Source organism: Streptomyces sp. NPDC002138 (genome assembly GCF_040296485.1).
In the GTDB taxonomy this organism is placed as follows: domain Bacteria; phylum Actinomycetota; class Actinomycetes; order Streptomycetales; family Streptomycetaceae; genus Streptomyces.
Genome location: NZ_JBEOXE010000018.1, coordinates 52,357 through 77,377 on the forward strand (window position 1 = coordinate 52,357; position 25,021 = coordinate 77,377).

At 73.5% G+C, this 25,021-nt stretch carries 25 protein-coding genes; 8 read left to right on the top strand and 17 right to left on the bottom strand.

The window, feature by feature from the left end:
- Window positions 1–43: 43 nt before the first annotated feature.
- From ABT084_RS14390 to ABT084_RS14415, 6 genes are read right to left on the bottom strand one after another with little or no spacing between them, the layout of a single operon-like run.
- Window positions 44–1,279, bottom strand: a complete 1,236-nt coding sequence (locus tag ABT084_RS14390) for a cytochrome P450 family protein (protein WP_351042606.1) — start codon at window positions 1,277–1,279, stop codon at window positions 44–46.
- The gene (locus tag ABT084_RS14395) at window positions 1,276–2,505 is read right to left on the bottom strand and encodes a cytochrome P450 (protein WP_351042609.1); all 1,230 of its coding nucleotides are present in this window, start codon (window positions 2,503–2,505) and stop codon (window positions 1,276–1,278) included. The genes ABT084_RS14390 and ABT084_RS14395 overlap by 4 nt, the downstream gene beginning before the upstream one ends.
- Window positions 2,502–3,200: a GTP-binding protein gene (locus ABT084_RS14400; protein WP_502968933.1), complete on the bottom strand. Its 699-nt coding sequence runs from the start codon at window positions 3,198–3,200 to the stop codon at window positions 2,502–2,504. The genes ABT084_RS14395 and ABT084_RS14400 overlap by 4 nt, the downstream gene beginning before the upstream one ends.
- Window positions 3,181–3,543 carry a DUF742 domain-containing protein gene (locus tag ABT084_RS14405; protein WP_351042612.1) on the bottom strand — a complete coding sequence of 121 codons (363 nt, stop codon included), beginning with the start codon at window positions 3,541–3,543 and terminating at the stop codon, window positions 3,181–3,183. Before ABT084_RS14405 ends, ABT084_RS14400 begins: the two co-directional genes overlap by 20 nt.
- Window positions 3,540–3,941, bottom strand: coding sequence for a roadblock/LC7 domain-containing protein (locus ABT084_RS14410; protein WP_351042615.1), 402 nt, complete (start codon window positions 3,939–3,941; stop codon window positions 3,540–3,542). The genes ABT084_RS14405 and ABT084_RS14410 overlap by 4 nt, the downstream gene beginning before the upstream one ends.
- Window positions 3,938–5,548 carry a sensor histidine kinase gene (locus ABT084_RS14415; protein ID WP_351042618.1) on the bottom strand — a complete coding sequence of 537 codons (1,611 nt, stop codon included), beginning with the start codon at window positions 5,546–5,548 and terminating at the stop codon, window positions 3,938–3,940. Before ABT084_RS14415 ends, ABT084_RS14410 begins: the two co-directional genes overlap by 4 nt.
- A gap of 298 nt (window positions 5,549–5,846) precedes the next feature.
- On the opposite strand from ABT084_RS14415, the gene ABT084_RS14420 reads away from it, so the two are divergent.
- Window positions 5,847–6,452: a mycothiol-dependent nitroreductase Rv2466c family protein gene (locus ABT084_RS14420; protein WP_351042621.1), complete on the top strand. Its 606-nt coding sequence runs from the start codon at window positions 5,847–5,849 to the stop codon at window positions 6,450–6,452.
- On the opposite strand, the gene ABT084_RS14425 is transcribed toward ABT084_RS14420, so the two are convergent.
- A complete protein-coding gene (locus tag ABT084_RS14425; protein WP_502968934.1) occupies window positions 6,445–7,638 on the bottom strand; it encodes an MFS transporter in 1,194 nt (397 codons plus the stop codon). The genes ABT084_RS14420 and ABT084_RS14425 overlap by 8 nt on opposite strands.
- A 448-nt stretch (window positions 7,639–8,086) precedes the next feature.
- Between ABT084_RS14425 and ABT084_RS14430 the strand changes: the two genes are divergently transcribed.
- Window positions 8,087–8,752: a molybdopterin-dependent oxidoreductase gene (locus ABT084_RS14430; protein ID WP_351042788.1), complete on the top strand. Its 666-nt coding sequence runs from the start codon at window positions 8,087–8,089 to the stop codon at window positions 8,750–8,752.
- Entirely contained in the window at window positions 8,736–9,380 is a 645-nt protein-coding gene (locus tag ABT084_RS14435) for a cytochrome b/b6 domain-containing protein (protein WP_351042622.1), read from the top strand. Before ABT084_RS14430 ends, ABT084_RS14435 begins: the two co-directional genes overlap by 17 nt.
- Window positions 9,381–9,439: 59 nt before the next feature.
- Here ABT084_RS14435 and ABT084_RS14440 read toward each other — a convergent pair whose 3' ends face one another.
- The 7 genes from ABT084_RS14440 to ABT084_RS14470 all read right to left on the bottom strand — a co-directional run bounded on the left by ABT084_RS14440 (window position 9,440) and on the right by ABT084_RS14470 (window position 16,583).
- Complete coding sequence (locus ABT084_RS14440) at window positions 9,440–11,008, bottom strand: hypothetical protein (RefSeq protein WP_502968935.1); 1,569 nt, start codon at window positions 11,006–11,008, stop codon at window positions 9,440–9,442.
- 144 nt (window positions 11,009–11,152) lie between these two features.
- On the bottom strand, window positions 11,153–11,347 hold the full coding sequence (locus tag ABT084_RS14445) for a hypothetical protein (RefSeq protein ID WP_351042625.1): 195 nt from the start codon (window positions 11,345–11,347) through the stop codon (window positions 11,153–11,155).
- Window positions 11,348–11,451: 104 nt separating this feature from the next.
- Entirely contained in the window at window positions 11,452–12,120 is a 669-nt protein-coding gene (locus ABT084_RS14450; protein WP_351042628.1) for an ABC transporter ATP-binding protein, read from the bottom strand.
- On the bottom strand, window positions 12,113–13,096 hold the full coding sequence (locus tag ABT084_RS14455; protein WP_351042631.1) for an ABC transporter ATP-binding protein: 984 nt from the start codon (window positions 13,094–13,096) through the stop codon (window positions 12,113–12,115). The genes ABT084_RS14450 and ABT084_RS14455 overlap by 8 nt, the downstream gene beginning before the upstream one ends.
- Before the next feature lie 2 nt (window positions 13,097–13,098).
- Window positions 13,099–13,980, bottom strand: a complete 882-nt coding sequence (locus ABT084_RS14460; protein WP_351042633.1) for an ABC transporter permease — start codon at window positions 13,978–13,980, stop codon at window positions 13,099–13,101.
- Window positions 13,973–14,938 carry an ABC transporter permease gene (locus ABT084_RS14465; RefSeq protein WP_351042636.1) on the bottom strand — a complete coding sequence of 322 codons (966 nt, stop codon included), beginning with the start codon at window positions 14,936–14,938 and terminating at the stop codon, window positions 13,973–13,975. The genes ABT084_RS14460 and ABT084_RS14465 overlap by 8 nt, the downstream gene beginning before the upstream one ends.
- Before the next feature lie 49 nt (window positions 14,939–14,987).
- Complete coding sequence (locus tag ABT084_RS14470; RefSeq protein ID WP_351042639.1) at window positions 14,988–16,583, bottom strand: ABC transporter substrate-binding protein; 1,596 nt, start codon at window positions 16,581–16,583, stop codon at window positions 14,988–14,990.
- A 278-nt stretch (window positions 16,584–16,861) separates the two neighbouring features.
- Between ABT084_RS14470 and ABT084_RS14475 the strand changes: the two genes are divergently transcribed.
- Both ABT084_RS14475 and ABT084_RS14480 read left to right on the top strand, forming a co-directional pair.
- A complete protein-coding gene (locus ABT084_RS14475; RefSeq protein WP_351042642.1) occupies window positions 16,862–17,821 on the top strand; it encodes a fibronectin type III domain-containing protein in 960 nt (319 codons plus the stop codon).
- 172 nt (window positions 17,822–17,993) lie between these two features.
- Window positions 17,994–20,018: an ATP-binding protein gene (locus tag ABT084_RS14480; protein ID WP_351042645.1), complete on the top strand. Its 2,025-nt coding sequence runs from the start codon at window positions 17,994–17,996 to the stop codon at window positions 20,016–20,018.
- Between the two features lie 155 nt (window positions 20,019–20,173).
- Here ABT084_RS14480 and ABT084_RS14485 read toward each other — a convergent pair whose 3' ends face one another.
- Window positions 20,174–20,359 carry a DUF5999 family protein gene (locus ABT084_RS14485; RefSeq protein ID WP_330329229.1) on the bottom strand — a complete coding sequence of 62 codons (186 nt, stop codon included), beginning with the start codon at window positions 20,357–20,359 and terminating at the stop codon, window positions 20,174–20,176.
- A gap of 155 nt (window positions 20,360–20,514) precedes the next feature.
- Between ABT084_RS14485 and ABT084_RS14490 the strand changes: the two genes are divergently transcribed.
- A complete protein-coding gene (locus ABT084_RS14490) occupies window positions 20,515–20,994 on the top strand; it encodes an SRPBCC family protein (RefSeq protein WP_351042649.1) in 480 nt (159 codons plus the stop codon).
- Window positions 20,995–21,002: 8 nt separating this feature from the next.
- Here the strand turns inward: ABT084_RS14490 and ABT084_RS14495 are convergent, their stop codons facing one another.
- Window positions 21,003–22,232 carry an acyl-CoA dehydrogenase family protein gene (locus ABT084_RS14495; protein ID WP_351042652.1) on the bottom strand — a complete coding sequence of 410 codons (1,230 nt, stop codon included), beginning with the start codon at window positions 22,230–22,232 and terminating at the stop codon, window positions 21,003–21,005.
- Window positions 22,233–22,418: 186 nt separating this feature from the next.
- On the opposite strand from ABT084_RS14495, the gene ABT084_RS14500 reads away from it, so the two are divergent.
- Complete coding sequence (locus ABT084_RS14500) at window positions 22,419–23,075, top strand: TetR/AcrR family transcriptional regulator (RefSeq protein WP_351042655.1); 657 nt, start codon at window positions 22,419–22,421, stop codon at window positions 23,073–23,075.
- 51 nt (window positions 23,076–23,126) lie between these two features.
- Here ABT084_RS14500 and def read toward each other — a convergent pair whose 3' ends face one another.
- Complete coding sequence (def, locus tag ABT084_RS14505; protein WP_351042657.1) at window positions 23,127–23,666, bottom strand: peptide deformylase; 540 nt, start codon at window positions 23,664–23,666, stop codon at window positions 23,127–23,129.
- 113 nt (window positions 23,667–23,779) lie between these two features.
- On the opposite strand from def, the gene ABT084_RS14510 reads away from it, so the two are divergent.
- Complete coding sequence (locus tag ABT084_RS14510; RefSeq protein WP_351042660.1) at window positions 23,780–25,018, top strand: MurT ligase domain-containing protein; 1,239 nt, start codon at window positions 23,780–23,782, stop codon at window positions 25,016–25,018.
- Window positions 25,019–25,021 lie beyond the last annotated feature (3 nt).

Below are 25,021 nucleotides of genomic sequence, written 5' to 3' on the forward strand. Positions count from 1 at the left end.
CGACGCCCGGCTCCTTGACGGGCAAACGTTGCCTGACGCGGCACTAGCCGAGGGTGACCGGCAGTTCGAACAGGTCGTTCTGGGTCACGATCGGCTTGTTGCGCAGCTCGTCGCGGCCCACGGCCAGGCTCAGTCCGGGGAAGCGCGCGTACAGGGCGGGGAGGGCCACCGCCGCCTCCAGCCGGGAAAGCGCGGCGCCGGGGCAGACGTGCGGGCCGTGGCCGAAGGAGATGTGCCGGTTCGGGGTGCGGGTGGCGTCGAAGGCGCCCGCGCTCTCGCCGTGCTGGGCCTCGTCGCGGCCGATGGCGCCGAAGGAGACGATCAGGCCCTCGCCCCGGGGCAGGACGGTGTCGCCGACCTCGACGTCCTCGGCGGCGAAGCGGATCAGCACGTGCGAGGTCGGGGTCGACCAGCGCAGGGTCTCCTCGATCACGTTCTCCCACGGCACCTCGCCCTTGAGGACGAGGGCGCGCTGCTCGGGGTGGGTCTCCAGCGCGACGACCGCGTTGACGATCAGGCTGATCGTGGTCTCGTGTCCGGCCGCGACCATCAGCTGAAGGGTGTTGGTGATCTCCTCGGTGGTGAGGTGGTCACCGTCCTCCGAGGCCGCGATGAGCGCGCTGGTCAGGTCGTCGCCCGGGTTCTGCCGCTTGGACTCCACGATCCGGCCGAAGAGCGCCGCGAGGTCCGCCATCATCTGCGGGACCTCTTCGGGCTTCGTCTGCGTCGAGAAGAACTTCTCGAACAGCTCCTTCATCCGGGGGTGGTCGGCGGCGTCCACGCCCATCAGTTCGCTGATCACGTTCATCGGCAGCGGGTACGCGAAGTGCGCCTTGAGGTCCACGGTCTCCCCCGCGGGCACCTCGGCGAGCCGGTCCAGCATCCCCGCGGTCAACGCCTCGATGCCGGTCCGCAGCGTCTCCACCCGGCGCACGGTCAGGGCCTGGGCGACCAGGGTGCGCAGCCGGCGGTGTTCGTCGCCGTCGACGGTCAGCATCGAGCGCCCGGGGTTGGCGAGCCCGATCAGCGGCCAGTCCAGGGGTATCTCGCCGCGCTGCCAGGCGCCCCACGCGTTGATGTCCTTGACGATCCGGGGATCGGTCAGGAGCTTGCGGGCCTCCGCGTGGTGGGTGACCGCGTAGCAGGGCACACCGCCCGGCAGGACGACGCGGACCAGCGGTCCGGCGGCGCGCAGGGCCGCGCTCTCGGCGTCGAGGTCGGCCACGAAGGGGTCCAGGCTGATGGCGGCGGAGCCGGAGTGGTCGATCGGGCACGTCATCTGGTGGCTCCAAGGGCGGGGGTAGGGGTGTAGGTGACGGGCAGTTCGGACAGGCCGCGCAGCCAGGGCGAGGGGCGGCGGGCGAGCTCGGAGGCGGGGACCGCGAGGTCGACGTCGGGGAGCCGGTCGAGGAGGACCTCGATGCCGGTCCGGGCGATGACCTCCGCGACCTCCTGCGCGGGGAACGGGCAGCGGTGTTCGCCGTGCCCGAAGGAGAAGTGGGCGTTGTTGCCGCCGGTCAGGGCGCCCGCGTCGGTGCGCACGTGCGGGTCGGAGTTGGCGGCGGCCAGGCCCAGCAGGACGAGGTCGCCGCTCGCGATCCGGTGCCCGCCGAGGGTGGTGTCGCGGGAGGTCCAGCGGCCCGCCACGTTCTGGGTGGGGGTGTCCTCCCACAGCACCTCGTTCATGGCTTCGCCGACGCTGTGCCGGCCGCCCGCGAGGGAGGCCGCGAACCGGTCGTCGGTGAGCATGAGGCGCAGCGAGTTGCCGATCCAGTCGGCGGTGGGCTGGTGCCCGGCGGCCATCATGACCATGAGGTCCTGGGCGATCTCGTCCAGGGTGAAACCGGCCCGGTTGGCGAGCATCCGGGAGGCCACGTCCGGGCCGGGCGCGGCCGACTTGGCGGCGAGCAGCGCGTACATGGAGCCGCCGAGGTGCTGCTGTCCCGCCAGCGCCCCCTCGCGGCCGTTGATCATGTCGTTCATGGCGGTGACGAGGCCGGGGCCCTCCTCGTCGGCGAAGCCGTAGATCCTGGCCAGGACGCGCAGCGGCAGCAGCATGGCGTACTGGCCGACGATGTCGCAGGAGCCCTTCCCGCAGATCTGGTCGATCAGCTCGTCCGCGAACCGTTCGGCGTGGCCCTTGAGTTCGAAGGGGTCGATGGCCTCCAGCGCGTCGGAGATCACCGCCGCCCGCTCGCGGTGGCGCTCGCCGACGGTGTAGAGGATCGACGGCTGCTTGCGGCCGATCATCGGCAACAGCGGCCAGTCGGCGGGGATGCGGTCCCACTGGTTCCACAGGTCGGAGTCGCGGGAGAAGAGCACCGGGTCGCTGGTGACCTGGTGCAGTTCGCGGTAGCCGAGGACCAGCCAGGCCGGTACGTCGCCGTCGAGGACGACCGGGGCGACGGCGCCGTGGTCGCGGCGCATCTCCCGGTACAGCTCGGTGGGATCGGTCTGGAACCGGGGGCCGCCCAGGGGGACGGGGGCGGGCTCGGGGGTGGTCACGGGGTGGGCTCCGGGGTCGTCGGCCGGTCGGCCGTCTGGACGGACTGACTGTGCTGGCTGTGCCGGACGTCCTGGACGTGCCGCACGAGGGAGATGAGCACCTGCTTGCTGGACTCGCGGGAGCGCGCGTCGCAGAACACCAGCGGGATGTGCGGCGGCAGGTCGAGGGCGCCCCGGATCTGCTCCGGGGTGTGCACGGGGCCGCCGAAGTCGTTGCAGGCCACGACGAAGGGGGTGCCGTGGTGTTCGAGCCGGTCGATGGCGTACCAGGAGTCGGCCAGCCGCCGGGTGTCGACGAGGACGACCGCGCCGAGGGTGCCGGAGAACAGCCGGTCCCACAGGAACCAGAACCGCTCCTGGCCGGGGGCTCCGAACAGGTAGAGCACGTTGTGGGCGTCGAGGGTGATCCGGCCGAAGTCGAAGGCGACGGTGGTGGAGGTCTTGGTGGCGACCCCGCCGGTGTCGTCGACCGCCTCGCCCGCCTTGGTCATGGTCTCCTCGGTGTTCAGCGGACGGATCTCGCTGACCGAGCGGACCATGGTGGTCTTGCCGACGCCGAAGCCGCCCACGACGACGATCTTGAGACCGTTGTCCGCGGTGCTGCTGAGCACCTGCCGGGCGGGGCGGGGTTCGTGGTGACCGGCGGGCAGGTCACCGGACTGATCAGCGGGCCGATCAGAGATTGCGGAGTCCAACGAGCACCTGCTCCAGGATGTCGGGGTCGGGAAGGTTGTACGCCGAGTTCGCCGTGCGCGGGTGGCGGGCGCTGATCCTGCCGGTGCCGAGCAGGTCGGCGAGCAGGATCCGCACGATCGACACCGGCAGTCCCAGGTCGGCGGCGATCTCGACGACCGCCGTCGGGTGCCGGCACATCCGCAGGATGGCCGCGTGTTCCGACTGCATGCCGACGACCGGATCGCATTCGGCGATGACCAGGGTCACCAGGTCGAAGGCGTCCGAACCCGACCGGCTGCGGCCGCCCGTGAGGGTGTAGAGCCGGTCCGGTGAGTCGTCCCGGCCCGGCCTGCCGCGGCTCATCCCCGGGGCCTGGCGATCAGATGCTCACTCAGCTGTTCGACCAGTTCCGACATGTTGTGGCCGACGAGGCCCGCGTCCGCGTCCTCGGCGGCGACCAGCGCCAGGTGGGCGCCTTCGCCCGCCTCGACGATGAAGAGGATCCCGCCGTAGAACTCGGCCATCGCGGAGCGGACTCCGCCGCTGCCGTCGCCGAATTCGATGGACGCCCCGTGCGACAGGCTCTGGATCCCGGCGGCGATCGCCGCGAGCTGGTCGGCCTGGTCGACGGAGAGCTCCGGGGTGCGGCAGAGCTTGAGGCCGTCCCGGGAGAGCACGAGGGCGTGGCGGGCGCCGGGGGTGCGTTCCAGGAGGCTCTCCAGGAGCCAGCCGAGCGTCTCGTCGGTGGTGGTGCCGGTCATCGCGTGTTGCCTTCCGGGTGCGGGGGGTTCGAGAGCGTGGCGGGCGGCGCGGCCGCGGCGCCGCGCACGGCCTGGCGGAAACTGCCGAAGCGGGCGGCGGAGCGCGAGGCGTCCGCGGGGGCGCGCGCGGCCGCCTGGTCCGCGGCCCCGGCTCCCTCGGGGTGGGCGGCGGCCAGGGTCCGGCCGCGCCGGCGCTGCGGCAGCCCGCTCTCGCCGAGGGTGGTGTGCGTGCCGGTGTCCTCGGACCCCGCGGCCGCGTCGGGGCCGTCGGCGGCGGCCGATCCGGCGCGCTCGGCGCCCGCGTGGGTACGGTCCTGCGCGCGCCCGGCGCCGGTACGGGCCTCCGCGCCCGCGGCGTCGGCGGGCGCGGCGTCGGCGCGCGCGGCGTCGGCGGGCGCGGCCGTGTGCTCCGGGTGGGAACGGGCCACCGCGTCGGCGGCGTCGAGCGGCAACGGGGCGTCGGGTTCGGCCGCGGGGTTCACGGCGGGGCCACGGCTGATCAGCTCCTGAGGGAGCATCATCAGCGCGCCCGTGCCACCGCGCGCCGAGGGCCGGAAGGAGACCGTCAGCCCGTGCTTGCGGGCCAGTCGGCCCACCACGGCGAGGCCGAGCCGGGTGCCGGAGAGCCCGGCGAGGTCCAGCGATTCGGCGGACACGGCCTGTTCGGCGCGCCGCAGCTGCACCTCGCTCATGACCAGGCCGCTGTCCTCGACGGTGATGATGATCCCGGCCGGCACCTCCTCCACGTACACGTGGACCTCGGCGGTCGGCGGCGAGAAGTTCGCGGCGTTGTCGAGCAGTTCGGCGAGCGCGTGCATGACGCCCTCGGCGGCGTGCCCGGCGATCGCGGCGTCGCTCGTGGAGTGCAGCCGCACCCGCTGGTAACTGCCGATCCGGCCCATCGCTCCGCGCAGGATCGATTCCATGACGATCGGCTTGGCCCAGCGGCGGCCCGAACGGGCGCCGGTGAGCACCGCGATGGAGTCGGCCAGGCGACCCGCCTGGGCGGTGCGGTGGTCGAGGTGGAGCAGGTCGCCGAGGACGTCCTCGTCGGCGTGCCGGTGTTCCATCTCCCGCAGGTCGGCGAGCATGCCCGTGGCCAGCGCCTGCATCCGGCCCGCCGCGTTGGCGGCGGCGGCCATGGCGGCGGCCCGGCCGGACTCGGCGCGCCGCAGCTGCTCACCGAGGCGTTCGCGCGCGCTGAGGTGAGAAGCCGTCAGCCGGTCCGCCTCGGCGGCTCCGGCACTGACGAGACGTTCCAGCTCGGCGGCGTGATCGCCGGTCAGGCGCTGACGCTCGGCGGTACGGGCGGCCGCTTCGCGGGCCATCGCGGCGGTGAGCCGGGAGATCTCCGCGTCACGGGCGGACACATCGGCCTTGAGGGCGGACACCCGGCCGCGCAGCAGCCGGGCCGAACGCACCGACCAGGTGAGGGCAAAGGCGGCCATCGCGAGCATCAGGATCCCCGCGACGGAGAACCAGGCGAGGGGGGTACGGACGGTCGACGGGGCCGCGGCCACCGCCGCCGTGCAGAGCGCACCGGTCACCGCTGCGGTGAGCAGCAGGGCCAGCGCGGAGGGGCGCAGGGGGGAGGGCGACGCCGTCATCAATCAAAGCCTCAAACCGGGTGGAAATGGAAGCGAGGGTTCCTGTGGCAACGAGAGTCAACTATAGGAGAGTTGGTGATCGATTTAGAAAGCTCTTGGGGAACTTTTGCGTCACCGAGGGGGTATTTCAGGGCTATTTATGGCGTTTTGTCATCGAATTTTTGTGCGCCACGCACACCCCTGACGACCCATCAGAGGGCGGCGGCACTCCGCCGGGCGCACAAGGGGCCATTGGCCCACTTTCACGGCGGCACAATGGCCCTTCTGGACGGGACATCGGTCTTCTAGTCTCGGACGGGTGACCAACACAGTTGATTTCTACTTCGATCCCATCTGCCCCTTCGCCTGGATCACCTCCCGCTGGATCCTGGAGGTGGAGAAGCAGCGCGACCTGGAGCTCAATTTCCGTGTCATGAGCCTGTCGGTGCTCAACGAGGGCAAGGACGACCTGCCCGAGCGCTACCGCAGGCTGCTGGAGACCGGCTGGGGCCCCGTGCGGGTCTGCATCGCCGCCGCCCAGGAGCACGGCGAAGGCGTACTGCGCGACCTGTACACCGCCCTCGGCACCCGGCTGCACAACGAGGACCGCTCGGCCACCGACGAGGTGATCCGGGAGGCGCTGGCCGAGGCGGGGCTGCCCGTCGAGCTGGCCGAGGCCGCCGGGCGCAGCGAATACGACGACGCCCTGCGCAAGAGCCACCACGAGGGCATGGACCCGGTCGGCGAGGAGGTCGGCACCCCGACCATCCACATCGACGGCGTCGCCTTCTTCGGTCCCGTCCTGACCTCGATCCCGCGCGGCGAGGACGCCGTACGGGTCTTCGACGGGGTGCGGCTGCTGGCCGGGTACTCCGACTTCTTCGAGCTCAAGCGCACCCGTACGGGCGGCCTCGACTTCAGCTGAGGCCGGAGCTGCGCGGGCGGTCGCCGCGGCGGCGGCCGGCCGCCGCCGTGAGCGCGACGCAGGCCGTGAAGACCAGGCCCGCGCCGCGCAGGCCCAGCCAGAGGGTGAGCGCGCCGACGCCCACCACCGGCAGGGAGATCCCGCAGTAGGCGATGACGAACAGCGCGGAGATCGTGGCGCCGCGCTGCTCCGCGGGGGCGGCGGCCGATACGGTCGCCACCGCCGCCCGGAAGGCCATGCCCTGCCCGACGCCCGCGACGGCCCCGCCCGCGACGAGCAGCGGCAGCGATTCCACGGCCAGCGAGGCCGCGACCAGCACCAGACCGGCCACCAGCAGCACCCGCCCGCGCGGCAGCGCCCGGTCCGCTTCCATCCGGCCCGCGATCAGCTGCCCGAGGGTGGAGGCCAGGAACACCGAGAAGACGAGGGCGCCGGCGACCGCGTGGTTGGTGACGTCCAGGGTCTGCGCGACGAAGGTCGGCGCCACCGCCGTGAAGAGCCCCAGCAGCGCGAAGCCCGCGAACGCGGCCGGAGCGCATCGCGCGAACGCCGCCCGGGCCGGGGGCGGCACCCGGACGCCCTGGGGGTGCGGCCGGGCGCGGCGGTCGGGCCGCTCCACGGTCTCGGGCAGCAGCAGGACGAGGACCGCCGCGGGCACCAGCAGGGCCAGGTGCACCAGGAAGGGCAGCGCCAGCGGGTGCGAGGCGTACTGGGCGAGCAGCCCGGCCAGCAGCGGCCCGCAGCCGAGGCCGCCCATGTTGGCGGCGGTGGCGGCGAAGGCGGCCCGGGCGCGGCGCTCGGGCGGGGCGAGTTCGATGACGGCGGCGGTCGCGGTGCCGCTGAGCAGTCCGGCGGAGAAGCCCGAGAGCAGCCGCCCGGCGAACAGCAGGGGCAGCCCGTGCTCGGCCAGGAAGCACACGGCGCTGGCCGCCGCCAGCGCGAGCGCGATCAGCAGCACGGGCCGCCGTCCGGCCCGGTCGGAGTAGTCCCCGGCCAGCAGCAGGACGGCCAGCACCCCGACCGCGTAGACGGCGAAGACGACGGTCACCACGAAGGTGGAGAACCCGATCTCCTCGCGGTAGAGCCCGTAGAGCGGTGTCGGCAGGGTGGTGCCCATCATGCCGACCGCGAAGACGGCCGCGGCGGCGAGGTAACCCGGTCTGCGGCGCGGTGCGGCGGTGATCACCGTCGCATCGTACGAGCGCGGCCGCGCCGGGCCCGGGAGCGCGGCCCGGGTCCGCGCGCCACGTCCCCTCCGCGCCGTGCGCTGATCGTCAACGAACGCCGCACGCGGTGCACAGCCGCGGGGGCCGCGCCGTCCTAGGCTCGGGGAGCGAGTGCGTGAGCGGGTGGTGTTGGCATCGGGGGACGCAACACCACCCGTCACGCGTCTCACCCCTCCCCCTCTTCTGCGCCGCCCGGCCCTCCCGCCGGGTGTCCGCGTCCCCGTCCAGGTATGACGGAATCCTGACGTCGGGCCGCCGGCCCTGGTGCCGGGCCGGTGACGGTGGTCGAATCGCGGGGTGAGCACAGAACAGCACGCGCCCGGTCACGGGCCCGATCACGCGCCCGGACACGGGCAGCCGGACCCGGACGGCCGGGGCGCCCCCGTCGGCCGCCGCCTGGTCCTCGGCATGGTCGGCCTGGGCGCCCTGGGCCTGGCCGCCGCCCCCGTCCTGCAGCGCGGCTTCGAATCCGTCCTCGGCAGCGCCGCCGACAAGGACCCCACCGGGATCACCTCCCTGCTGCCCAACGGCGGCGGGTTCCGCTACTACTCGGTGGCCTCCTCCGTCCCCCGGCGCGGCCCGCAGGACTACCGGCTCACCGTCGACGGCCTGGTCGAGCGCCCGGCGACGTACACCCTCGACGACCTCGGGCGGCTCCCGCAGACCCGGGTCGTGCGCGACGTCCAGTGCGTGACGGGCTGGCGGGTCCCGGACACCCCCTTCGAGGGAGTGCCGCTGCACCGGCTGCTGGATGCGGCCGGAGTCAGCCCCGAGGCCCGGGCCATCCGGTTCACCTGCTTCGACGGCGCGTACACCGAGAGCCTGACCCTCCCGCAGGCGCGGCGGGACGACGTGCTCGTGGCCCTGCGCATGCAGGACGAGCCCCTCGGCCACACCCACGGCGGGCCGGTCCGGCTGTACGCCGCCCCCATGTACTTCTACAAGTCGGCGAAGTGGCTCTCCGGCATCACCCTGACCCGGGACGTCGAGCCGGGCTACTGGGAACGCCTCGGCTACGACGTCGACGCATGGGTCGGAAAATCGAACGGACGCGACGATGCCCCCACTGTCTGAGCCCGCCACGGCCGCCCCCGCCCCGCGGGTGCGCCGGTTCAGCCGCTCCCAGCGGTGGGTGCACCGCGGGACCGCCCTCCTCATGGGCCTGTGCGTGGCCTCGGCCGCCTGCCTGTACCTCTCCCCGCTCGCCGAACTGGTCGGCCGCCGTCACCTCGTCGTCACCGTGCACGTGTGGTCCGGGCTGCTGCTGCCGGCGCCCTTCCTGCTGGGGCTGGCCTCGCGGGCCTTCCGCGGCGACCTGCGCCGCCTGAACCGGTTCGGCCCGCACGACGGGGCGTGGCTGCGGGCGGCCCTGCGCCGGGACCGCTTCGGCGTCCGGCCGGCCGGGAAGTTCAACGCCGGGCAGAAGGTGTACGCGAACTGGCTGGCCGGGGCGGTCCTGGTGATGCTGGGCACGGGGCTGCTGATGTGGCTGACCGGCTTCGCCCCGCTGCGCTGGCGGACGGCGGGCACCTTCGTCCACGACTGGCTGGCCCTGACCCTGGGCGTGGTGCTCGCCGGTCACGTCGGCAAGGCCCTGGCCGACCCGGAGTCCCGGCGCGGCATGCGCACGGGTTCCGTGGACCGGGAGTGGGCGGAGCGGGAACATCCGCTGTGGCGGATCCCGGGCGGCCGGAAGGACTGAGGGCGCCGCGGGGGCCGCCCGGCGCGGGTCGCGCACCGGGCGGCCCCCGCGGGGTGGGGTCAGCCGCCGTCCCGGACGGCCACGATGCCGTTGAAGACGCCGACGTACGCCGTCCCGTCGGGCCCGAGGGTGATCGGTGCCCAGTTGTTGTCGTACAGCGGGCCGGTGCCGGTCAGCTGCCGCCAGCGGCGCTCGCCCGTACGGAAGTCGACCGCGCTGAGGTACCAGGCGTCGATCCCCCAGGCGTTGGGCTCCTTCTCGTAGAAGTAGAGCAGCCCGTTGGCCGTCGAGAGCTTGGGCACGGTCGAGGGCGAGCGGATCCCGCTCTCCCACACCGTGTCGCAGCCGCTGCCGTCGGGCCGGACGTCGACCCGGCTGACGCCGCCGACGACACTCTTGCCGAGCAGCAGGGTGGTGAGGTTCTCGTAGCCGTAGTTGTTCTCGACCACGAGGCTGTTGCCCCAGCTGATCAGGGAGTTGTCGGTGGTGGAGGCACCGGAGCGGAAGACCGGGACCTTGCACACGAGCCGCCGGTCCGCCGGGACGTCGACACCGCGCCGGTAGACGAGGATGTTCATCCGGTCGTCGGCGTTGTCGGTGATGGCGACGTAGCCGTCGCCGAAGAGGTCCGGGGTGGTGCCCGAACCCTGGTTCACGGAGCCGGGTTTGGTGCCCGTCCCCCGGTCGTAGGTCTGGCGCCACTGCACCTGCGGGGTGCCGTCGGCCGTGGCGCGGAAACTGTAGAGCGCGTGGTCGGAGACGATGGAGACGCCGTCCTCGGCGACCGAGAAGGAGTTCTGGATCTCCTCGCCGTCCAGCCGGATCGAGCGGAGCCGCCCGGTGACCGGGTCCACGGTGCCGACCCGGCCCTGCCGGGTGACCCACCAGATGCGGCCGTCCCAGTCGGGCATCACCGAGGTGAGCGGATCGCAGGTGCCGCTGGGCCACAGATGGGTCCAGCTCACGCAGTCGTGCGGGACCTGGCCGGTGAGGTCCCAGTCGTCGGCGACGGTGAACGTCCAGCGGCCGTCGGGGTTCTGGCCGTGCGCGAGGCGCAGGATGTGCTGGCGGGAGTCGGCCAGCACCGCCCGGTCCTGGTCGTCGAGGTAGAAGTACGCGCCGCCCGAGGTGTCCTTGAAGATCTTCGAGAAGTCGAGCGAGGTGATCGCCTCGACCGTCGAGGAACGCTGCGGGAGCTGGTACTCCGCGAGCGTGGCGAGGGTGCGGGGGTCGAGCAGTTCGACCTTGAACCCGGAGAAGGTGCCGCACACCGTGACCAGGCGGCCGCCCGAGTCGAAGGTGGCGGTGGCGCACTCGCCGCCGAGGGCGGCGATCTTCTCACTGGTGACCTGCGGGTTCCTGCCGAGCGGGCCGGACCACGGGTAGGTGGCGCTGCCCGCCGCGTCGGCGTGCATTCCGCTGCGGCCGTTGGGCGCGAGGAAGGGGTGCTGGGGCGGGGCGACGCCCGGCACCGGGACGGCGGCCGCGGGGCTGCCGTCGTAGTGGCTGACCAGGCGGTGGCCGGGGGCCTGGGGTATCTCGTCGGCCTGGGCCGGGGAGATGCCGTAGGCCGCCACGAACACGGCGGCCAACGGCATCACCGCGCAGTTCAGCGCTCTTCGGAACATCCGGGATTCCTCCGTTCTCTTCAGTTCTGTTGACAGTCCGTCTGACATCGCGCCGCGGCCAGACGCTAGATCGCGGTACCGGAGGAGTCCAGGGAAGAGGGGGACGATTCACGAAGGCGCAACAGTCGATCACGCACGGCCCGGTCAGGGCTTGAGGTCGCCGACCACCTGCGCCGTGGCCGCCAGGCCGTTCTGGATGGTCGCGGCCATGCTGCTGCTCGCGAGGTAGAAGCCGAGCAGGACACAGACCAGCGCGTGCGAGAACTTGAGGCCGCCACTGCGTACGAAGATCCACGCGAGGACGAGGAGCAGGACGACCACGGAAAGCGAAATCACCATCGGGCACCTCCTTGTGCGCGGCGCCATGGTGGCGCAGCGGGAGGCGCCGCCGGGTGAAATGCGTGTCCGCCGTACGGGTGTTGACCGTGTGTGACCGCGGTGGATCAGTGACCGGCGGCCCGGGTGACCTCGTCCCAGTGGGTCGTACGGTCGCACCAGCGGCCCAGCAGGACGGGATCGTGGCCCACCGCGAGCAGCCCCGCCCCGGTGTCGGCGCGGTACTCCTCCACCACGCCGACCAGGGCCGCGGTGGTGGACGCGTCCAGCATCGCGGTCATCTCGTCGCAGATCAGCCAGCGCGGGCTCAGTACCAAGGCCCGCGCCAGGCAGGCGCGTTGCAGCTGGCCGTCGCTGACCTCATGGGGCCTGCGCGCCGCCAGATCGCCGCCGAGTCCGACCCGCCGCGCCAACTCGCCGACGGCTGACTCGACTTCGTCGCGCCGCCCGGTGGCCCGCAGGGGTTCGGCGATGAGGTCCCGCAGCCTGAGCCGGGGGTCGGCCGAGAGCCGGGGCTGCTGGAAGACGACGCCGACGGCGGTGCGCAGGGCGCGCGGCGCGCGGTGCCGGTAACCGGTGACGGGGACGCCGTCGAGGAGGAGGGCGCCGCGGTCGGGGCGGTGCAGCAGGGCCGCGACCCGGGCGAGGGTGGATTTGCCGCAGCCGCTGGGGCCGAGCAGACCGAGGGCCTCGCCGGGGCGCAGGGCGAGGTGCGCGCCCCGGACCACCGGCGCGGCGCGGTCGTAACCCGCTGTGACGTCCTTGAGCTCAAGCATGGTGACAGGCCACCCTTGCGTCGGATCCGTGAAGGGCCTCGAGCTCGGGCCGCCGTACGCACGCTTCGTCGGCCCGCGGGCAGCGCGCGGCGAAGGCGCAGCCGGGCGGGAGGGCGCCCAGCTCGGGCGGGGCGCCGGGGACGGGGATGAAGGCCCGCTCGGGCAGGGCGTCGAGCAGCCCGCGGGCATAGGGGTGGCGCGGGCCCGGTGCCCCGAAGAAGGCCGCGGCGGGGGCGAGTTCGACGATCCGGCCCGCGTACATGACAGCGACCGTGTCGGCGATCCGGGCGGCGGCCGCGAGATCGTGGGTGATCAGGAGCAGCGCGCGGCCCGCGTCCCGGGTGTGCGCGCGCAGTTCGTCGACCGTGCGGTGCACGAGGTCCCGGTCGAGGCCGGTGGTCGGCTCGTCGGCCAGCAGCAGCGGGGCGTCACCGATCAGCGCGAGCGCGGTGGCGGCGCGCTGGGCGAGGCCGCCGGACAGCTCGTGCGGGTAGCGGTCGAGGTGGGTGCGGGGGAACGCGGCCCGGTCGGCGGCGGCTCCGGCGTCGCTCCCCGAGGTCAGCTCCCGCAAGGTCTCCGCGAGGTGCGCCCGGACGGTCCGGACGGGGGTGAGGTGCGCGGCCGGGCTCTGCGGTACGAGGGCGACGCGGCGGCCGCGGACGCGCCGGGCGAGGGTCCGCTCGTCGGCGGCGAGCAGGTCGAGCCCGTCCGCGAGCCGGGCGGACCCGGCGGTCTCCGCGTTGCCCGGCAGCAGTCCGAGCAGCGCGGAGGCCAGGACGGACTTCCCGCACCCGCTCTCCCCGACGAGTGCCAGGCACTCCCCGGCCCGGAGCCGGAACCGGACCCCGGTCACGGCCTCGACCCGCCCGCCGCCGCGCGTGCGGAACCGGACGGACAGGTCCTCGACGGTGAGCACGGGGGCGTCCCCCGCCCCGGCGGGGGCGCCTGCCGCCTCGCCGGTGTACGGATCCACCACGGTCACAGCATCAACTCCGAACGCCGGCGCGGATTCAACCGCTCGCGCCAGGCTCCCGCCATCCCGGCGATGGCCAGGGTGGGCACGATCAGCAGCAGCCCGGGGAACAGCGTCGGCCACCAGTCCCCGGCGAGCAGCGACCCCCGCGCGCTCTGTACGAGCGTGCCCAGGCTGGCCTGGTGCGCGGGCAGCCCGAGCCCCAGGAACGACAGGGCCGACTCGTGCCACATCGCGTGCGGAATCATCAGCACCGCCGCCAGGCCCGCCTGCGGCAGCACCCCCGGCACCAGGTGCCGGACCATGATCCGCCACCGCGAGGCGCCGCCCGACACGGCCGCGTCGATGAAGGGGCGGGACCGCAGGGAGAGCACCTCCGCGCGCACGATCCGGGCGGTGGACAGCCAGTGGGTCAGGGCCACCGACACCACCACCGGCCAGACCCCCGGCCGGAACAGGGCCACGACCAGGACGCCCAGCAGCAGGTGCGGCACGGAGGAGAAGGTGTCCACGACGCGCATGAGGAGCCGGTCGGTCCATCCCCCGAGCGCCGCCGCGGTCGCCCCGACCGCCGTGCCGATGACGGTGGCGACGACCGCCGCGACCAGCCCGACCAGCAGCGAGACCCGCAGGCCGTAGACGCAGCGCAGCAGCAGGTCGCGGCCGACGTCGTCGGTCCCGAAGGGGTGCGACCAGGAAGGCGGCAGCAGTTTCGCCGAGAGGTCCACGGCCTGCTGGTCGAGCGGGGCCAGCGGGGGCACGAGGACGACGGCCAGCGCGAGCAGGGCCACCACGGCCCCCGAGCTCCGCACCCGCAGCGCCCGGGTGGAGCGCCGGGGGCGCCCCGGGGACCGCCACACCACCGCGGCGGGGGTCCGCTCAGCCATCGAAGCCCACCCTCGGGTCGGCCAGCCCGTAGAGCAGGTCGGACAGCAGGTTGCCCAGCAGCACCGCCACGGTGGCCAGTGCCGTCAGCGCGGCCAGCAGCGGGAAGTCCACCGAGGTCGCCGCCTGCACGGTGGCGGCGGCGATGCCGGGCCAGCTGAACACGGTCTCCACCAGCAGGGCCCCGGTGATGAGTTCGGGGACCCGGGAGCCGATCAGCGTCAGCATCGGCAGCAGGCCCGCGCGCAGCCCGTGGCCGAGCAGAACCGTCCGCTCCCGCAGTCCGCGGGCCCGCGCCCCGCGGACGGGGTCCTCCTCCAGCGCGTCCGCCACGCCCTGGCGCACGTACAGGAGGAACCAGGGGAGCTGCGAGAGCCCCAGCACCAGCGCCGGGAGGACCAGGTGCGGGGCGACCTGTCCGAAGGAGACGGTGTCGCTCGCGGCGTCGGTGAGCCCGCCGGACGGCAGCGCCCCGAGCCTGACCGAGAAGAACCAGATGGCGAGCAGGCCCAGCCAGAAGGCGGGCGCCGCCTCCAGGGTGTAGGCCAGCGCGGTGACGGCCCGGTCCAGCGGGCCGCCCGGGCGGCGGGCGGCCAGGACGCCGAGACCCGTGCCCGCCGCCACCGCGAGCAGGAAGGCGGTGGCGGCGAGCAGCGCGGACCAGCCGAGCCGCCCGGCGATGACGTCGGCGACGGGCTGGCGCATCACGGCGGAGGTGCCGAGATCACCGGTGAGCGCCGAGGTGAGCCAGTCCCACCACTGGGTGAGGAGCGGCCGGTCGGCGCCGAGGTTGGCGCGCAGCTGGTCGAGGTCGGCCCGGGAAGCGGTCAGGCCCGCGGTGCCCGCGTAGGCCTTGACCGGGTCGAAGGGCGAGAGCGCGGCGGCGGCGAAGACGCCGAAGGAGACGGCGAGCAGGACCGGGACGGCGAACAGGGTCCGCCGCCCGGCCATGCGTGCCATCGGCCCCCAGGGGAGCCGGAGCCGGCCGGGGCGGAGCGTCACGGGCGCGTCACTTCCGCTTCGGCTTCCAGCTCTCGACGTTCCACCAGGGGCCGGAGCCGAGGCCGTGGTCGTGCGGCTCAACCTGGGTGGAGGGGCCCGTCCACCGGTCGCTGACGACGTAGAGGTGGTCGATGTGGGTGAGGAAGACGTAGCCGGGGTTCTTCACCAGCTCGCGCTGGACGGTGTCGTAGGCGCGCTTGCGGGCCGCCGGGTCGCCGCTCCTGCGGGCGTCGTCGAGGGCCCTGTCCACGGCCGGATTGTCGTACCGGGCCATGTTGTTGAAGCCGTCGCCGCCGAGGGAGGAGGTGAGCAGCGGGTACTGGTCGAAGTCGGGGTCGGCCGGGGAGCCGCCGCCCGCGAGGACGGCCTCGGTCCGCATCCGGGGCTCGATGACCTCCCAGGTGCCGCTCTCGGTGGTGACCTCGACGCCGGCCTTCTTGGCGTCGGAGGCGAAGGCGAGGGCGTGGTCCTGGCGGATCTTGTCGCCGGAGGTGTACCAGAGCGGGAAGGCGGCGCGGACGCCGTCCTTGACGCGGACCCCGTCGGCGCCGGGCCGCCAGCCCGCGTCGTCGAGGATCCGCTTCGCCCGGTCGAGGTCGTGGGCGCGCTCGGTGCCCGCGGTGAACCAGGGACTGTCGGTGGGGACCGGCCCGTGGGCGGGCTTGCCCGCGCCGTCGAGGAGCTTGTCCACCATGGCCTCCCGGTCGACGGCGAGGTCGAGGGCCTGCCGGACCGCGAGGTCGCCGGTGACGGGGTGCTGCGTGGGGAGGGTGACGTCGCGGTAGTCGAAGGACGTGGCCGCGAGGGTGGTGCGGTTCTTGTCGTCCTTGAAGGTCCGGGCGAGGTTCGGCGGCAGGATCGCCGCGTCCAGTTCGCCGGAGCGCAGCCGGGTGGCGCGGACGTCGTCGTCCTTGATCACGGCCATGGTGAACCGCTTCACCTCGGGCTCGCCGCCCCAGTAGGACGGGTTGGCCTTGAAGGAGAGCTTCTCGCCCTTGGACCAGCCGGTCAGGACGTACGGTCCGGTGCCGACGGGCCGGGTGGTGAACGCGCCGCTGTTGACGTCCTGGCCGCCCGCGAGGTGCTGGGGGGCGATGGGCAGGACGGTCCGCTCGGCGAACGGCGCGTAGGGGTACTTGAGGGTGAAGACGACGCCGTCGGCGCCCTTCTCCTCGACCGAGGCGATCGCGTCCAGCTCGTTCTTGGAGGCGTTGTTCGTCTTCGCGTCGAGGATCGTGCGGTAGGTGAAGACGACGTCCTTGGCCGTGAAGGGCGCCCCGTCGCTGAACGTCACGCCCTGGCGAAGCGTGTAGGTGTAGGTGAGGCCGTCGGGGCTGACGTCCGGCAGGGCCACGGCCAGCGCGGGCCGGAGCTTCATCCGCGCGTCGTGGGTGAGCAGCCCGTCGAAGATCTTGGAGTTGCCGTCCTTGCCGTAGCCGAGCAGCGGGCTGAGGCTCTCGGGCTCGTTGGCGATGCCGACGACGGCGGAGTCCGCCGGGCCGCCCGCCCCGGCGCCCCGAGGGTTCGAGCACGCCGCGGCGCTCGCGATGAGTGCGGCGGCCAGCGTCGTCGCGGCCACCCCCCGTACCGTGCGGGCCGTCATGCTGTGCACATCCCTGTATCGCCGGTTCTCGTACTGTTCGTGAGCTTCTGCTATTGCAAAGAGATCGCAATAGTGCCAGATGTGACCGGATGAAGACGAACCGACCTGAAACGTCCCCACCTGCGGCCCACCCCTTCCGGACCGTGTCGTCAGAGGTCTTGCCGGGGGCCCGGGGGCGTGCCATATATGTCTAGACCTTTGCGGATCCGATCGCGGCCCCCACCCGCCCCGGCCCCACCCGGACGGCCCCGCACCGAGACCCCGTGAGGACGCCACCCTTGCGCCGCACCACCACCCCCACCGCCACGGCCGCCCGCTTCCTGGCCGCCGCCGCCCTCGCCGCCCTCACCTCCTGCGCCGCCCCCGACACGCGGCCGCCGGGGCCGCCCGCCGGGCTCACCGCGCAGGCCGGGAGCGCCACTTCCGTGCACGTGATGTGGCAATCCGCCGACGCGCGCGAGGGGGTGACCGGGTATCAGATCCTCCAGGGCGGCGCCCTGGTCCGCACCGTGCCGGCCGAGAAGACCATGGTCGACCTCACCGGCCTCGCCCCGCTGACCTCCTACTCCTTCACCGTGCGGGCCGAGGACGCCGCCGGGAACCTCTCCGCGCCCAGCGCCGCTGCCGCCACCACCCCGGCCGCGACGGCGGAGGACCACCGGCCGCCGACGGCCCCGCCGAGCACCTCCGGCCACCCGGACGGGGCCCGGGCGGCGGTGCTGACCTGGGCTCCCGCCACCGACGACGCGGGCGTGACGGCGTACGACGTCTACCAGGGCGGCGTCCGGATCCACACGGTCGGCGGCGCGCAGACCACGACCCGGCTGAGCGACCTCCAGCCGGACACCGTCTACACGTTCACCGTGCGCGCCCGCGACGGCGCCGACAACTCCTCGCCCGACGGCCCTCCGGTGGACGTCACCACCGCGACCGCCACGGGCCGGGGTCCGGGCACCGCCCCCGCGGACCTGACCGCGACCGCCTCGGCCGGCACGGTGACGCTGTCCTGGATTCCGCCCGACACCGGCCGGCCCACCGCCGAGTACCAGCTGTTCGTCAACGAACAGCCCACGACCGTCATTCAGTTCGGCGCCGGAGCGGTGCCCGCCGGGCGGGCCGAGTACCGGCTCGCCGTAGCCGAGCCGGCCGGTACCGTATGGGCCCTGAAACTGCGCGCACGCCTGCCCGACGGCAACTGGGGGTCCTTCTCGGCGGAGCGCCGGGTCCCGCTGGTCTGAGCCCCCGCGCCCGCCCGGCCTCCCACGAACGCGCCCGATCTTCCGCGATCTTCACCGAACGCCTCTGCGGCGAACGCGGATCGCGCACAATACATCCGTGTTCGGTGAGTACTCGGTCAACAGCGGTCAGTGCGGTCCGCCCGGCGGCGACCCTCGGCCAGACTCTGCCTCCGTGCTGGGGAACCTGCCGCCGGAGCCGGCGGACTTCGTCGGCCGGGAGCGTGAACTCGGCCTTCTCGACGCCCTGTTGAGGGAAGGAAGACTGACCACCCTCACCGGTGTCGGCGGCGTCGGCAAGTCCCGGCTGGCCCTGCGCGCCGTGCACGCCCTGCCACCGGCACACCGTGACGGCGCCTGGTGGGTGGAGCTGTCGCCGCTGCGCGACCCCCGCCTGCTGACCGCGACCGTCGCCCACGCCCTCGGGCTCGCCGACCACTCGGCGCGCTCCCCCGACGAGGAGCTGTGCGCGTGGATGGCGGACAAGGAGCTGCTCCTGGTCCTCGACACGGCCGAACACCTGGTGAGCGCCTGCCGTCACCTCGTCGGCGAGCTGCTCCAGTCCGCCCCCGGCCTCACCGTGCTGGTCACCTCCCGGGAGCCGCTGGGCTCCCCCGGCGAGACGCTGGTCGAGGTGTGCCCGCTGTCCGCCGACGGGCCCGACAGCGACGCCCTGGCGCTCTTCCGCGAGCGCGCGCTGGCCGCCGCCCCCGCCGCGGCGGCCGCCTTCGCCGATCCCCGGCGGTGCGCCGTCGCCACCGAGGTCTGCCGGCGCCTGGACGGGATCCCGCTCGCCCTGGAGCTCGCCGGAGCCCGGCTGGCGCTGTGGAGCCTGGAGGAGATGGCCCGGCGCCTGGACGCGCCGTTCGACGTGCTCTGCGACCCCCTGGGGACGCTCCAGACCCGGCACCGGACGATGCGGACCGCGATCGGCTGGAGCCACGAGCTGTGCGCGCCGCTGGAACGGCTGTTGTGGGCGCGGCTCTCGGTCTTCGCCGGGGACTTCGACCTGGCGGCGGCCCGCGCCGTCTGCTCGGGCGGCCCGCTGCCGCCGGCCCGGGTGGAGCGGGTGCTGGCCGGGCTGGTCGCGAAGTCGGTGGTGCGGCGCACCGAGGAGCGGGGCAGCGGGGCCCGCTACCGGATGCTGGACACGATCCGCGAGTACGGGCACGACTGGCTCACCGAACTGGACGAGGCGCGCACCCTCGCCGACCGGCACGCCCACTGGTACGCGGCCCTCGCGCGGGCCGCCGACGCGGGCTGGCTCGGCCCGGGCCAGGTCGACTGGTACCGCAGGATGACCGCCGAGCACGCGCAGCTGCGCACCGCGCTGGAGCACCTGCTGGGTACGGACAGGACGACGGCCCTGGAGATGGCCGGGGCCCTGTGGTTCTTCTGGTTCTCCTGCGGACACACGCACGAGGGCCGGGGGTTCCTGGAGCGGGCGCTGCGGTCGGCCCCGAGCACGGGGGCGGCCCACTTCCAGGGGCTCTGGGCGCTCGGGCTGACCGCGCTGCTCCAGGGGGAGATGGCCACGGCCCGGGCGCTGGGCCTGCGGTGCGTGGAGGCGGCGGCGCGGCTGGCGGACCCGGAACCGGAGCTGCGGGCGGCGTACCTGCTGTCGGTCTCGGTGCTGATGCCCGGGGACGCCCAGCGGGCGCTGGAGCTGGCCGGTCCGCGGGCCCGGGCGGGCCACGGCGGGCGCACCAGCGGCCCGGGGTGGCTGCTGTGCCGGCTGTCGGCCTCGTACGCGCTGTGCGACCTGGGACGGTTCGAGGAGGCGGCCGACGAGGCCCGGGGGCTGCGCGAGGCCTGTTCGGAGCTGGGCGACCGCTGGCTGAGCGCCTACGCCGACTACGTCCTGGCGGTGGCCGCCCTCGGGCTCGGGCACCACGGGGAGGCGGCCCGGCACGTGCGGGCGATGCTCTCGGGCAAGCGGCTGCTGGGTGACCGGCTCGGGATCGCGCTGGGCCTGGACGTCCTGGCGGCCGCGGTGGCGGGGCTGGGCGACGGGGAGCTGGCGGCCCGGCTGCTGGGCACCGGGCAGGCCTGGTGGCGTACGGTCGGCCGGCCTCAGATGGGGGGCTCCCCGTCGCTGCTGGCGCTGCGGGACGAGGGCGAGCGGCGCGCGCGGGCGGCGATCGGCGACGCGGCGTTCGAGGACGCGTTCCGCGGTGGCGCGGCGACGCCCCTCGACTGAGCGGCGGCGCCCACCGGTCGAGCGGGGGCGCCGACGGCCCGTGCGGGCGTCAGTACGGCAGTGGCCGGCCGGACGGGGTGCGCAGATCGAGGTCGCGGGGGGCGGGCTTCGGGACGGGCTTGCGGATCAGCTGCTGGCGCATGCTGCCTCCTGGCTCAGACCAGGGCCGGTCGGCGCGGAGCCACCGTACGGCCGTCGGGGAGCAGTTCACCGGTGTCGTCGAAGACCACGGCACCGTTGCACAGCAGGCTCCAGCCCTGTTCGGGGTGGAAGGCGACCGTGCGGGCGGCGTCGTGATCGGCGCTGTCAGCGGTCGGGCAGGGGGGCTGGTGGGAGCACATGGCGCACCTCATCGCAGGGTGGGGCGGGAGGGCCGATGGTCAACCGGTCGATTCCGCGATCCACGGTGGCGAGGAGTATTACCGATCACCACCACCGGATGGAACCCATATTCGAGGTCCAGTTCAGGATGTGTATGCCCGATTACGATGCGCTCATGCCCGTTATTCGGATTCTGCGCCGGACTTCCCTGCCCGCTCCGGAGGCGTGGCGCAGGCTCACGGACTGGGAACGCCATGGTGCGCGCGTCCCGCTGACCCGGACCATGATCACCACGGCGCCGCCGACGGGCGTCGGCACCCGCTTCACGGCCCGCACGGGTGTGACCGGGGTCACCTTCGACGATCCGATGGAAGTCGTGCTCTGGCACCCCCCGTCGGACGATGCGCCGGGGCTCGTCCGGCTGGAGAAGCGGGGCCGGGTCGTCCGCGGCTGGGCGGAGATCGAGGTCCGCCCGCTCCCGACGGGCGGCGCGGAGGTCCGCTGGCGCGAGGACATCCGGATCCCGGCCCTCCCCCGCCCGCTCGACCCGGTGGTCGCCGCGGCGGGCCGCCGCCTGTTCGCCCGCGTGATCGACCACCTGCTGCGGGGCGGGAACGGCGGGGCGGCGGCCCGGACCGGCCGGCGGACCGGCTAGCGGACCGGCTAGCGGATCGGCATGTCCGAGAGCGTGCGGGCGATCACCAGGCGCTGGATCTCGCTCGTGCCCTCGAAAATGGTGTAGATCGCACTGTCGCGGTGCATCCGCTCCACCGGGTACTCCCGGGTGAAGCCGTTCCCGCCGAGGATCTGCACGGCCTGCGCGGTGACCTTCTTGGCCACCTCGCTCGCGAAGAGCTTCGACATCGAGCCCTCCGCCGAGGTGAAGGGCTTGCCCGCGACCGCCATCCACGACGCCCGCCACACCAGCAGCCGGGCCGCGTCGATGGAGGTGCGCATGTCGGCGAGCTGGAAGGCCACGCCCTGGTTGTCGATGATCGGGCGGCCGAACTGGGTGCGGGTCTTCGCGTAGTCGAGGGCCACCTCGTACGCCGCCCGCGCGGTGCCGACGGCCATCGCGCCGACGGCCGGGCGCGAGGCCTCGAAGGTGGCCATGGCCGCGTTCTTCACGCGCTCCCCGCCGCCGCTGCGGGCCCGCTCGTGGGCCCGCGCGAGCCGCTCGTCCAGCTTCTCCTTGCCGCCGAGCAGGCAGGAGCCGGGGATCCGGACGTCCTCCAGCACCACCTCGGCGGTGTGCGAGGCCCGGATGCCGTGCTTCTTGAACTTCTGCCCCTGCGACAGGCCCGGGGTGTTCGGCGGCACGATGAAGGAGGCGTGCCCCTTGGTGCCCAGCTCCGGGTCGACCACGGCGACCACGATGTGGACGTTGGCGATGCCGCCGTTGGTCGCCCAGGTCTTGGTGCCGTTCAGCACCCACTCGTCCTTGGCCTGGTCGTAGACGGCCCGGGTGCGCATCGAGCCGACGTCGGAGCCCGCGTCCGGCTCGGAGGAGCAGAAGGCGGCGACCTTGACGTCGTCCGGGGTGCCGTACATCTGGGGAATCCAGGTGCCGATCTGCTCCTCGGTGCCGTTGGCCACGACGCCGATCGCGGCGAGCCCGGTGCCGACGATCGACAGGGCGATGCCCGCGTCGCCCCAGAACAGCTCCTCCATGGCCATCGGGATGCCGAGGCCGGTCGGGTCGAAGAACTGCTGCGCGTAGAAGTCGAGGGAGTAGATGCCGACCTTGGCGGCTTCCTGGATGACGGGCCAGGGAGTCTCTTCGCGCTCGTCCCATTCGGCGGCGGCGGGGCGGATCACATCGGCGGCGAAGCCGTGGATCCAGTCCCGGACCTGCTTCTGGTCGTCGTTGAGATCCATGGTGAACTCCGCCATGTCGTCCCCTCCAGCTGTGCTTGTCGAACCCAGATGTTACTGCCGGTAACATCACATGATGGGCACAGTGTGTTACTCACCGGTAGCCACTGTCAACGTCCGTCGCCGATTCGGTCGACCCGGTGTGCGGGGTGTTACGTTGCGTGGGCGTCACGCACATCGCAAGGGCGGGGAGAGAAACACGTCATGGAGACCACGCAGCAGGCCGAACCGGCAGGCGGCCAGCAAGGATCGTCCGAGCACCGGCGGCGGGAGCTGCTCGAAGCGGCCGACCGCGTCGTCCTCCGGGACGGCCCCGGCGCCTCCATGAACGCCATCGCGGCCGAGGCGGGCATCACCAAACCCATCCTCTACCGGCACTTCGGCGACAAGGCCGGTCTCTACCAGGCGCTCGCCGTCCGTCACACCGACGCGCTGCTCGACTCACTGCGGGCCGCACTCGACGCGCCCGCCGAGCGGCGCCGCCGGGTCGAGGCCACGCTCGACACCTACCTCGCCGCCATCGAGGCGCGCCCGCAGGTCTACCGGTTCCTGATGCACCCGGCGGAGGACCCGCACACCGCCGAGCGCGGCTTCGACGTCGGCCTGCACTCGGCGCCGCTGCTGCGCCGCCTCGGCGAGGAACTGGCCGAGGTGATCGCGGAGCGGGTGGACCTCGGCCCCGGCGGGGAGCGCCTCGCCCGGGTGTGGGGACACGGGATCGTCGGCATGATGCACGCGGCCGGTGACTGGTGGCTCGGCGAACGGCCCTGCGAGCGGGCCGAGTTGGTCAGCGACCTGGTCGACCTGCTCTGGGGCCGGCTGGCGACCGCGGGCAACCGCCCGGACGGCCCCGGCTTCTGACCCTCCGGGGCGGGGGCGCGTACGCGGGGTCCGCCGGGAGCGCCGGACGCGTTACGAGGACCAGGGCGCCCGGCGGATGGCCCGGCGCAGGCGGCGCAGCCGCAGGCCGGTCACCCGGTCCGCGTACACCCCGCCGTCGAGGTGGTCGCACTCGTGCTGGAGGCAGCGGGCGAAGAACCCGGTGCCGGAGATCCGTACCGGCGCGCCGTCCGAGGTGACCCCCTCGACCACGGCGTGGTCGAAGCGGGCCGTCCCGGCCTCCAGGCCGGGCAGCGACAGGCAGCCCTCGGGGCCGGTCAGCTCCAGGCCGTCGGCCTCGACGAGCCGGGGGTTCACGATGTGGCCGACGTGGCGGACGTCCTCGTCGTCGGGGCAGTCGTAGACGAACACCCGCTGGTCCACGCCGATCTGGTTCGCGGCCAGACCGACGCCCTCGGCGGCGTACATCGTGGCGAACATGTCCTCGATGAGCCGGTCGAGGGCCGGACCGAACGCGGTGACCTCCGCGCAGGCGGAGTGGAGCACCGGATCGCCCAGCAGGCTCATGGTGCGGACGATGCCTGAATTGCCGGGGATCGGACGCTGTCGCATGGCCGTAAGGGTACGCGGGGCGACTATATGAGCGATTCACAGGGCGCCGCGGTCAGGGCTCCCACCGGTTCTGGATAGGCTGGGGCCGACCGACGCAAGGAGGACGAGGGACGATGGCAGGCAACACAGAGCCGCTTTCGCCGCGGGCCAAGCTGGCCGTGACGGCGGGCAAGGCCGCGGCGGCGGTGTCGCGGGCCGCGGGACGCGGAAGCGGATCGGTGATCGGAGGCAAGGTCGCGCTCAGGCTCGACCCCGATCTTCTCGGCGCGCTGGCACAGCATCTCGATGTCGTCCTCGTGTCGGCAACGAACGGCAAGACGACGACGACCCGGCTGATCGCGGAGGCCCTGCGCGCCAGCGGCCCCGTGGTGTCCAACGCGCTGGGCGCCAACATGCCCGCGGGCATCACGTCGGCGCTGGCCGGCGGCAGCGACGCCAAGTACGGCGTCATCGAGGTGGACGAGAAGTACCTCGCGGGTGTGGCCCGGGACGTGACGCCGAAGGTGATCGCGCTCCTGAACCTCAGCCGCGACCAGCTGGACCGCGCCGCCGAGACCCGCATGCTCGCGGAGAAGTGGCGCGAGGGCCTCTCGGGGTCCAAGGCGGTCATCGTCGCGAACTGCGACGACCCCCTGATCGTGTGGTCCGCGTCCTCCTCGCAGAACGTGGTGTGGGTCGCGGCCGGCCAGGAGTGGAAGGACGACGCCTGGTCGTGCCCCTCCTGCGGTGGCGTGATGCAGCGTCCCGGCGACGACTGGTTCTGCGGCGAGTGCGGTTTCCGCCGCCCGAACCCCACCTGGGTGCTCAGCGGCGACCACGTGCTCGACCCGCACGGCAGCGCCTGGCCGATCCACCTGCAGCTGCCGGGCCGCGCCAACAAGGCGAACGCCGCCACCTCGGCCGCCGTCGCGGCCGTCTTCGGGGTTCCCCCGCAGGTCGCCCTGGAGCGCATGTACCAGGTGCAGGCCGTGGCCGGCCGCTACGACGTGGTCTCCTTCCAGGGCCGTGAGCTGCGTCTGCTGCTCGCGAAGAACCCGGCGGGCTGGCTCGAAACGTTTTCCCTGATCGACCCGCCGCCCACGCCGGTGATCCTGTCGGTCAACGCGCGCGGCGCCGACGGCACCGACACCTCCTGGCTGTGGGACGTGGACTACCCGCGTCTGGCCGGTCACCCGATCTTCGTGATCGGCGACCGCAAGCTCGACCTCGCGGTCCGTCTGGAGGTCGCGGGTCTGGACTTCCGCGTCTGCGAGACCCTCGACGAGGCCGTGCAGCTGGCGCCGCCCGGCCAGATCGAGCTGATCGCCAACTACACCGCCTTCCAGGACGTGCGCCGCCGCGTCGGCAACTAGTAC